The sequence below is a fragment of the Jannaschia seohaensis genome (assembly GCF_900116765.1).
Classification (GTDB): domain Bacteria; phylum Pseudomonadota; class Alphaproteobacteria; order Rhodobacterales; family Rhodobacteraceae; genus Jannaschia; species Jannaschia seohaensis.
This window is the reverse complement of the sequence record NZ_UETC01000003.1, coordinates 465,937-474,792: the sequence shown is the minus strand read 5'-3', so window position 1 is coordinate 474,792 and position 8,856 is coordinate 465,937. Positions and strand designations below refer to the sequence as shown.

Sequence of the window (8,856 nt, the reverse complement as noted above, 5' to 3'; positions counted from 1 at the left end):
ACGCGCCGCCGCAGCCCTCCCGCTCATCCCCTCCCCGATCAGACGCGCGAAGCGACGCCGCACATCCATCGACAACGTTCTCGCCATGACAAGACACCCGACAGAGGGAGCCACGGGACCGCCGCCAACGCAAAATGTGACTCGGAGATAACGTCCGGTGCTTTAGCGGCGTGATAGCCGAGCGGGCCGCGCGCCGTATCTCCGTCGAAAGCGGCGTCGCCGCGATCCTGAACGCGCTGTGCGTCCTGGGCATCGCAGAGACGTAACCGGTCGCGACCGAGCCAGCCGAAGAGGTCGCAGCGCTGCCCTCTCTCGTGCAAGGGAGCAGGGCGTGACCCGACGACGCCGGACCAGCGTGATGTTGTCCGGATCGCTGCCTCAAGTCCCCATGCTTTGGCGCATTCAGTGCCGGCGACGGGTCAGGACGCTTCGGCCGCGGTCTCGCGGGGTTCGATACGGGTTCCATCCTCGATGGAGGAGCCGGGATAGGCGATCACCCGCGCGCCTTCCGGGACGCCCGAGACGATCTCGGCCCAGTCGCTGGACATATGGCCGACCTTCACGGACCTTTGAGCCGCCCGCCCGTCCTCTTCCACGAACAGCGCCCATTCGCCCGCCGAACGGAACAGCGCGCTTTGCGGCACCTGGAGCACGTCCTTCCCCTCCCAGGTGACGAGGGTCACATAGACGCGGTAGCGGTCGCCGAGGCCCACGCGCTCTGTCGCCGGTGACAGGATGTCGAGGACGACCGGCACGCGTTGTTCCTCGATGCCAAGGGCCGAGACGCGCGTGAAGGCCGAGGGTTCGATCTGCCGGACTTCGGCATCGAGCACCGTGTCACCGCCCCAACGCTCGACGCGGGCGCGGGTCCCGAGGACCACGCCGATCGCGTCGTTCGACAGAAGGTCGACATGGATTTCGAGATCCTCCGGATCGCCGATCATCAGGAGGGTTTCGCCCGCGGTGACCAGCCGCGCGCTCTCGTCCACGAGGTCGAGAACAACGCCGGTGCGCGGCGCGGTGATCTCGACGCAGCAATCGGCGGACCCGTCGAACGCGAGCGTCTCCGGTCCTTCCAGTTGCGCCTCCATCCGAGCAAGCGTGGCGCGCCGCATGTCGAGATCGGACTGAGCCACGTCCCGCGCCGCGCGCGCCGAGAGCGCGGCCTGCTCGGCATCCTCCAGCATCGCCTGCGCGAGCGTGCCGCGGTCGGTCAGCGCGCGGGCCCGGTCGAGTTCGGCCTCGAAATGCATGAGTTCGGTCTCGGCCCGGAAAAGGCTCGCCCCGGCCAGACGCACCGCGGCCTCGGCCTCCACAACGGCGGCCTCGGCCAGCCTGCGGGCGCGCGCATCGAGGAAAGGCGGCTCGGCCGGCTCGATCGCCGCGACGACGGTCTCGCCCGCCGTCACGGCGTCGCCGACATGGACGGGTGAGCGCCTTGCTTCACCGGTGACGGGCGCAGTCACAAGCCAGGTGTCGCGGACGCGGGTGATCCCTTCCGCCGAGACGGTGACCTGCATCGGCCCCCGCCGCACGGCGACAAGATCGACGCGCACCCGCGCGGGCAGCAGCGCCCAGATTAGCCCACCGGCCACCAGGGCGGCGATCAGCGCGACGGAGACGGTTCGGGCGGATCGGAACACGGTTATTCCTTCTGCTTGAGCGAATGAACGATATCGATGCGGTCCAGCCTGCGCCGCACAACGAGGACGGAGGCAAGCGCCGTCAGGATGACGATCAGGGTGGCAACGGCGTAGGTCCGGCGGGTGACCACCACCGGGATCGTGACCACCTCGGTGGAAAATCCTTCCGCCATGAGCATGCAGAACCCGTATCCGAAGAGCCAGCCCGCCGGAATGGCGGCGAGGGTCAAAAGCATCTGCTCGGCCATGAGCACATAGGCCACTTCGCTGCGGCGGAACCCGAGCACCCGGAGAGACGCCAGTTCGTAGGCGCGTTCGGCCAACTGGATCCGGGCGGCATTGTAGACGACGCCGATGGTTATGAGCATCCCGAGCGACGCGAAGATCACGGTCATCGTCGCCAGGCTTTCGTCGAGCGTCTCCTCGAACTGCCGCCGTATTTCACTCCAGAGCGTGAAGCGCGCGATGGTGGGTGTCTCCTGCACCTTGGCCTGAAGCTCGGGCAGCCTGTTCCGGTCGATGGCCAAGTGGAGCATGTTGACCTGCGGCGCCTCTCCAATCAGCTGGAAGAACGCGTCCCGGTTCATATAGGCGTCCTGTCCCAGGCTCTGGCGGATGACGGCGGAGACCGGGATCTCCCAGGTTCCGCGTGGGGCACTCAGGAGATCTACCCGGATCCGGTCGCCGGGCTCCACCGCGAGGGCATCGGCCAGACCCGCCGCAAGCGCGAGGCCGGCCGTGGGCATCTGCAAAGCCTCACCATCGGCATCGAGCAGCCGCGAGAGCCGGGCGTCCGGCGCGCGCGCCTGCAGGCTCACCAGCCGCGAGCGCGTGCCGTTCACGAGCCGGACCGGCGCGGCGTAAAGACCCTCGACCGCCATGACGCCTGGCAGAGCAAGCGCATCGAGCTCGGCGCGCGCATTGACCGGATGGGCAAGCGTTACCGTCGCATCCTGCCGGTTGGCGCGCTCGAACAGCTCGTCGAGGATCAGGTCGATCGCGTCGAAGGTAAAGAAGGACGTGACCAGCACGGCGACCGATCCGGAGACACCAAAGAGCGTGACGGCCGCGCGTCCCGGCCAGCGCACCAGCGAACGCAGGATCATCATCGTCGTTTGCCGGAACCGAAGCCGTCCCCCCAGCCGGTCGAGCCAGCCGCGATGGTAGACCGGGGGGGCCGCCGGCGACATGGCGACCGCCGGTGGAAGACGCGTCGCGGACCGCACCGCGCGAAGGCCGCCGAAGACCGCCGCCGCCATCCCGAGCAGGCCCGAGATCGCCATCGGCGCGGCACCCGGCCGATAGAGCAGGCTGGGGAAGCGGAAATAGCGCGTGTAGATTTCCGTCAGCCCGTGTCCCAGCCACCAGCCGAAGGCCCAGCCGAGCAGGATGCCGACAAGGCCGATTCCGACTGTCATCTTCGTGTAATGCGCCGAGATCGCCCGCGTCTTGTAGCCGACTGCCTTGAAGAGCCCGATCTGTCCCCGGTCGAGAGCCACGAGCCGCCCGAGGACCATGTTCACGAGAACCGCCGAGACGGCGAGGAAGATCGGCGGGAGCACCGTCGCCATGGCGCCGAGCTGCTTCAACTCGCCCTCGATGAACACGTTCGAGGGCTGCCGGTCGCGCCCGTAGGCGCCGGTTCCGCCATAAGGCGCAAGGAGGCGGTCGACGCCCGCAATGACCGCCCTTTCGTCGGCACCGCGCGCCAACGTCAGCGTCAGGTCGTTGAACGCGCCCGAAAGGTCCTTGGCCGAGGCTGCGGCGCGTTCGCTGAGCCAGAGAATACCGAAATTCTCGTCGTCAGGCTCGATCGCACCGGACCCGACCGTGTAGATGTATTCGGGCGATATCACCAGCCCCACGACCCGCAGGGGCCGCATCTGGCCGTTCAGAACGGCGCGGAAGCTGTCGCCGGGCCGCAATCCGTTGGCTTCGGCGAAGGCCTCCGAGACGGCGACCTCCTCCAGATGGTCGGGCCGGGGCATGCGCCCAAGGCGCACCACTGGCACATTCAGCACCGGCTCGCCGCTCGGCGGGACGGAGATGACGATGGCCGCAGCGGGCTCTGGCTTGCCCTCGAGATCGATCATGGCGGTGAACACGACGCGCCCTTCGACCCGGGCCACGCCATCGAGCCGCGCGATCTCGGCCAGCAGGCTGCGGGGCGCTCGGGTGAGGGTCGCGAAGACGTCGGCAAAGCGGTTCTGCTCGTAATAAGCCGCCCGCGTGGCTTCGAGCGACCGCTGCGTCCCGGTCGCCAGGATCAGCACCATGATCCCGCACCCCAGCACCAGTGCGATGGCGAGGCACTGCACCCAGATCTGCCGCAAGTCGCGCAGGAGCTTGCGGTCCAGCATCCGCATCACCAGCTCACCTCCGAAGGCGCCACGCGGGCTTCGTTCTCCTCAACACGGGTGATCCGACCGTCCGCCATGTAGACGACGCGGTCGGCGATGCGCCGGATCTCGACGTTATGCGTGATGAGCGCGGTGGCCGTCCCAAGATTGCGGTTGACCTCGATCAGCGCGTCGAGAACCGTTACGCCGGTTGTGCTGTCCAGCGCGCCGGTCGGCTCATCGCAGAGCAGGATCTCGGGGCGCTTGGCGATGGCCCGTGCGATCGAGACGCGCTGTTGCTCACCCCCCGAGAGTTCCGAGGGGAAATGATCGAGCCGCGCCGAAAGGCCTACCTGCTCCAGCGCCTCTTCCGGGCGCATCGGGTTCTCGGCCACCTCGGTCACGAGCGCCACATTCTCGCGCGCCGTCAGGCTGGGCACGAGATTGTAGAATTGGAAGACAAAGCCCACATGCGCGCGCCGGAACTCGGTCAGCTCCTCGTCATCGAGGTTCGTGAGCTCGCGGTCACGGAAGAAAATGCGACCGGATGTGGGACGGTCGAGCCCTCCGAGGATATTCAGCAGCGTCGATTTTCCCGATCCCGATGCGCCCAGAAGGGCGACGACTTCGTGGGGATAAAGGGCGAAGTCGATCCCGCGTAGTGCGTGAACGGCGACCGCACCCGTGCGGTAGACTTTCGTGACCGCTGCAGTGCGCAGGATCGCTGGGTGTCCCGAGGCCTCTTCTGACATGCGGAAAGACTAGCGACAGCGGCGTGGCTTGCGCCTTGATCGTTGGCAATCGCAGTCAATTACCTGGCCCGCGGGCCATGGACCGCGGGCGCGCCTCCTGTCTCCGCTTCCCGCGACAACTCGATCCGGGTCTTGGCGATCCCTGATCGATCCTGTTCGCCGGGTTCCCATCGAGACCGGAGAACGTCCGGCCCCGGCCTGCTCTCCTGTCCCACCTGTCCTCGTGAACCGGGCCGCGTGCAATCCGGCTGCGGCCAGATTTGTGGGGTCCCTTTTCATGTTGATCCGTGCGGAGGCCCCTCTGCGTCCTTCGACCGTCTCGTTGGTGAACGCGGGCGCGAGACTCTTCTTGAACGCCCGGCGAAGGCCCCGCGGAGCGTTCTGGTTGCCAGCCGGCGGTGGCAGTCGTGCCTGCGCCCTGCCCCCGCCGGCGCGCCGGTCACTCGCCCCGGAACCGTGGCTGCCGCTTTTGCAGAAAGGCCCGGACGCCCTCGGCGTAATCGGATGTCGCCCCGGCCTCCGCTTGCGCGCGGGCTTCCGCCGAGATTTGCTCGTCGAGCGACGCCCCGGCGGATGCCAGCAGCGCCTCCTTCGTGAGGCCGAGGGCGCGTGTTGGACCCGCCGCAAGCGAGGTCGCGAGCGCCCGCGCCTCTGCCGCAAGATCCGGATCGGGAACGGATTTCCAGATCATACCCCAAGCTTCGGCCTCCGCCGCCGTGACCGGGCGGCCCGTCAGGCAGATCGCCCGCGCCCGCGCCAGACCGATCAGCCGCGGCAGCACCCATGTGCCTGCGGCATCCGGGATCAGGCCGACCCGGGAAAAGGACTGGATGAAGCGCGCAGTCTTGGAGGCCAGCACGATGTCGCAGGCCAGCGCAAGGTTGGCCCCTGCCCCGGCCGCCACGCCGTTCACGGCACAGACCAGCGGCTTGGGAGAGCGCAAGATGGATTTGATGAGCGGGCCGTAGACCGTCTCGACACTGGCGCTCAGGTCCGGCGGCCAGTCCGGCCCATCCGGATTCCGGCGCCCGAGATCCTGACCCGTACAGAAGGCGCGCCCCGTCCCGGTCAACAGGATCGCCCGCACCTCCGGATCCGTGCTGGCCTGTTGGATCGCATGGGTGAGCCCCGTCACGGTCTCCGTCGTCAACGCGTTGAGCTTCTCCGGACGGTTCAGCGTCAGATGCAGACAGGCTCCGTCCTGTCGGACGAGCAGATGGTCCGCGCCGCTCATGCGGTCACCGAATCCAGCATGGTCGAGAGCCGCCATTCGCCGGGCGCGCACCGCGTGACAGCTTGCATCCACTCCGCCACTATGTCGTTCCCTACTGTCTCCGCGTAATGGATCGGACCGCCCCGCCACCGCGGGAAGCCGAAGGCCCTGACGGCGATCACGTCGACCGCGGCGGCGCCTCTCACCTGCCTCTCTTCGACACAGCAGGCACATTCGTTGGTGAGCACCGCGAGAAGCCCTTGCAGGACCGGTCCCGGTTGTGCCGCGGGGTCGGGCAGACCAGGTTCGAGGCCGCCGGAGACCTCCGGCGGCGCGATAAGGGCATTGTCCTGCCCGCCGAAACGACGCCACGCCTCGGCGATGTCCGCGGCGGTCGTGCCGCAGGCCGCGCGGTGGCGCGCAACCGCCTGGGCGATCCGCGCCATCACCAGGCCCGGGCCAGGGACGGAGAAGACCGGCGTGAGGCGAAGCCGCCTTGCCAGAGCGAGCGACAGAGCGACGGACGCGGGCGGCGCATCGGGGCCGGCTGCGATCTCCATCGCCTCTGCGCCCGATGGCCCCAGGCAGAGCACGACATCGGACCCACCCCCTGCGAGCGCGGGCGCCGTCCCGGGCTCCAAGGCCCGAAGCACGGGCACATCCGCCAGATCGGCCTCCGCGACGACATCCTCGGATCCGGTCAGCAGGATCAGGTTCGGGCGGGGCGCCTCGGGGCGCGGCGCCTCGATGACGTCAACGCCCGCGCGCGCCAATGCGCCGCGAATCCGGTCCGCGAGGCGGTCGGTCCCGGGCAGCAGGACGGAAGCGAGCGCGGGCCGGGCCAAGGGCAGCGGGACGGGCGGCCGTGCCGCCGCGCGTTCGGCGAGGAAAAGATGCCGCAGCGCCCGTGACTGCGGGGCGACCCGAAGCGCCAGATGACGCGCACGCTCAAGCGGCTGCCCCTCTTCGAAAGGGAGATCGGCGGCTTTTGCGATCAACTGGAAATTCTCCAACGGCCCGACGGCGCCGCCGGCCTCTTTCGCGATCGTCTCCCTCTGATCGGCCCACCACGACGGCGGCATCGGCGCGACCGTCCCGGACCGGACCGGAGCCGGGCGCGTGTTCAGACCACGCGCGAAATTGAGCAGTGTCGGGTCTTCGAGATCGGGCAGCAGGGCCGTCAGCCCGCCCGCCTCGTGGAACGTCTCGCCCGTCACCGGCGCGCCGCTGCTTGCCATCCGCAGCGCAAGTGCCGCGCCCACGAGGCGCGGCAGCCGCTGGGTTCCGCCCGCCCCTGGTACGATGCCCAGCGTCACCTCCGGAAGCGCGAAGCAGGTGCCGGGAACGGCGACCCGCCACGCGCAGCCAAGCGCGATCTCCAGACCCCCGCCGAAGACGCTGCCATGCATCGCGGCGATCCACGGCACCGGACAATCCTCGATCGCGCGGATCACGTCGGGCAGGTCCGGCGGGACCGGCGGCGCGTCGAACTCGGTAATGTCCCCCCCGGCCACGAAGGTCCGCCCCGCGCATCGCAGCACGGCGGCGGCGACCGGCATGCGTCCGACCGCATCCACGGCCTCCGCGAGCGCCTGCCGGACGGCAGCCGATATGGCGTTGACGGGCGGGTTGTCGATGGTGACCCAGGCCAGCCCTTCGGATTGCGCAATGTGGACGGGCCCCTTCACCGCTCGCCCGCCTCTGCGCGTTCTAGGACCAAGGCGATCCCCTGCCCGACACCGATGCACATGGCGCAGAGCGCATACCGCCCGCCCGTCCGGCGCAGCTGGAACGCCGCCGTCAGCGCGAGCCGCGCCCCGCTGGCGCCGAGCGGATGGCCGAGCGCGATCGCCCCCCCATTGGGGTTCACCTGCGGGGCGTCGTCGGGTAGCCCGAGCGCGCGGGTGACGGCCAGCGCCTGCGCGGCGAAGGCCTCGTTGAGTTCGATCACGTCCATCTGCCCGATGCCGAGCCCCGTCATGGCCAATACCTTGCGGATGGCGGGCACGGGGCCGATCCCCATCACACGTGGCGGCACGCCGGCGGTGGCCATCGCGACCACGCGCGCAAGTGGGGTGAGCCCGTGTTTCGCCGCAGCCGCCTCGCTGGCGAGGACCAGCGCGGCCGCCCCATCATTCACGCCCGAGGCGTTGCCGGCCGTCACGGTCTTGTCCGCCCCGTTGAGCGGGCGCAGGTTGCCGAGTTTCTCCACCGTCGTGCCGGCGCGGGGATGCTCATCGACCGAGAACAGGATCGGGTCGCCCTTTCGGACGGGCACCTCCACCGGGACGATCTCTTCGGTGAAGACCCCGGCTTCGGCGGCGGCGGCATAGCGCGCCTGCGACCGTGCGGCGAAAGCATCCTGGTCGGCGCGCGCGATGCCGTGTTCCTCGGCCACGTTATCCGCCGTCTCCGGCATCGAGTGGGTGCCATGCGCGGCAGCCATCGCCGGGTTCACGAAGCGCCAGCCGATGGTCGTGTCGTATATCTCGGCCGTCCGCGCGAAGGCCGCCGAGGCCTTGGCCATGACGAAGGGCGCGCGGGTCATGCTCTCGACGCCGCCGGCGATCAGGAACTCTGCGTCCCCCGCGCGGATCGCCCGGGCCGCCGTGCCCACCGCGTCCAGGCCCGAACCGCACAGGCGGTTGATGGTGACGCCCGGCACATCCACCGGCAGCCCGGCGAGCAGCGCGGACATGCGCGCCACGTTGCGGTTGTCCTCGCCGGCCTGGTTGGCGCCACCGTAGATCACGTCGTCGAGCGCCGCCCAGTCGGCCCCCGGCGCCCGCGCCATGAGCGCCCGGATCGGCAAGGCGCCAAGGTCGTCGGGCCGGATCCCGGCAAGCGCTCCGCCATAGCGGGCAAAGGGCGTGCGCTGTCCGTCGCAGATGAATGCGTGCATGTCTGCC

General features: G+C 69.3%; 6 protein-coding genes. All 6 read right to left on the bottom strand.

What is annotated here, in order from left to right:
• Positions 1 to 419: 419 nt before the first annotated feature.
• The 6 genes from DTQ71_RS10170 to pcaF all read right to left on the bottom strand — a co-directional run bounded on the left by DTQ71_RS10170 (position 420) and on the right by pcaF (position 8,849).
• A complete protein-coding gene (locus DTQ71_RS10170) occupies positions 420 to 1,643 on the bottom strand; it encodes an efflux RND transporter periplasmic adaptor subunit (RefSeq protein ID WP_245947390.1) in 1,224 nt (407 codons plus the stop codon).
• Between the two features lie 2 nt (positions 1,644 to 1,645).
• On the bottom strand, positions 1,646 to 4,009 hold the full coding sequence (locus DTQ71_RS10165; RefSeq protein WP_109564171.1) for an ABC transporter permease: 2,364 nt from the start codon (positions 4,007 to 4,009) through the stop codon (positions 1,646 to 1,648).
• On the bottom strand, positions 4,009 to 4,734 hold the full coding sequence (locus DTQ71_RS10160; protein ID WP_109564170.1) for an ABC transporter ATP-binding protein: 726 nt from the start codon (positions 4,732 to 4,734) through the stop codon (positions 4,009 to 4,011). Before DTQ71_RS10160 ends, DTQ71_RS10165 begins: the two co-directional genes overlap by 1 nt.
• A 439-nt stretch (positions 4,735 to 5,173) precedes the next feature.
• Positions 5,174 to 5,968, bottom strand: a complete 795-nt coding sequence (locus DTQ71_RS10155) for an enoyl-CoA hydratase-related protein (RefSeq protein ID WP_109564169.1) — start codon at positions 5,966 to 5,968, stop codon at positions 5,174 to 5,176.
• Positions 5,965 to 7,635: an enoyl-CoA hydratase-related protein gene (locus DTQ71_RS10150; protein WP_170125392.1), complete on the bottom strand. Its 1,671-nt coding sequence runs from the start codon at positions 7,633 to 7,635 to the stop codon at positions 5,965 to 5,967. The genes DTQ71_RS10155 and DTQ71_RS10150 overlap by 4 nt, the downstream gene beginning before the upstream one ends.
• On the bottom strand, positions 7,632 to 8,849 hold the full coding sequence (gene pcaF / locus DTQ71_RS10145; RefSeq protein ID WP_109564167.1) for a 3-oxoadipyl-CoA thiolase: 1,218 nt from the start codon (positions 8,847 to 8,849) through the stop codon (positions 7,632 to 7,634). The genes DTQ71_RS10150 and pcaF overlap by 4 nt, the downstream gene beginning before the upstream one ends.
• Between the last annotated feature and the right edge of the window lie 7 nt (positions 8,850 to 8,856).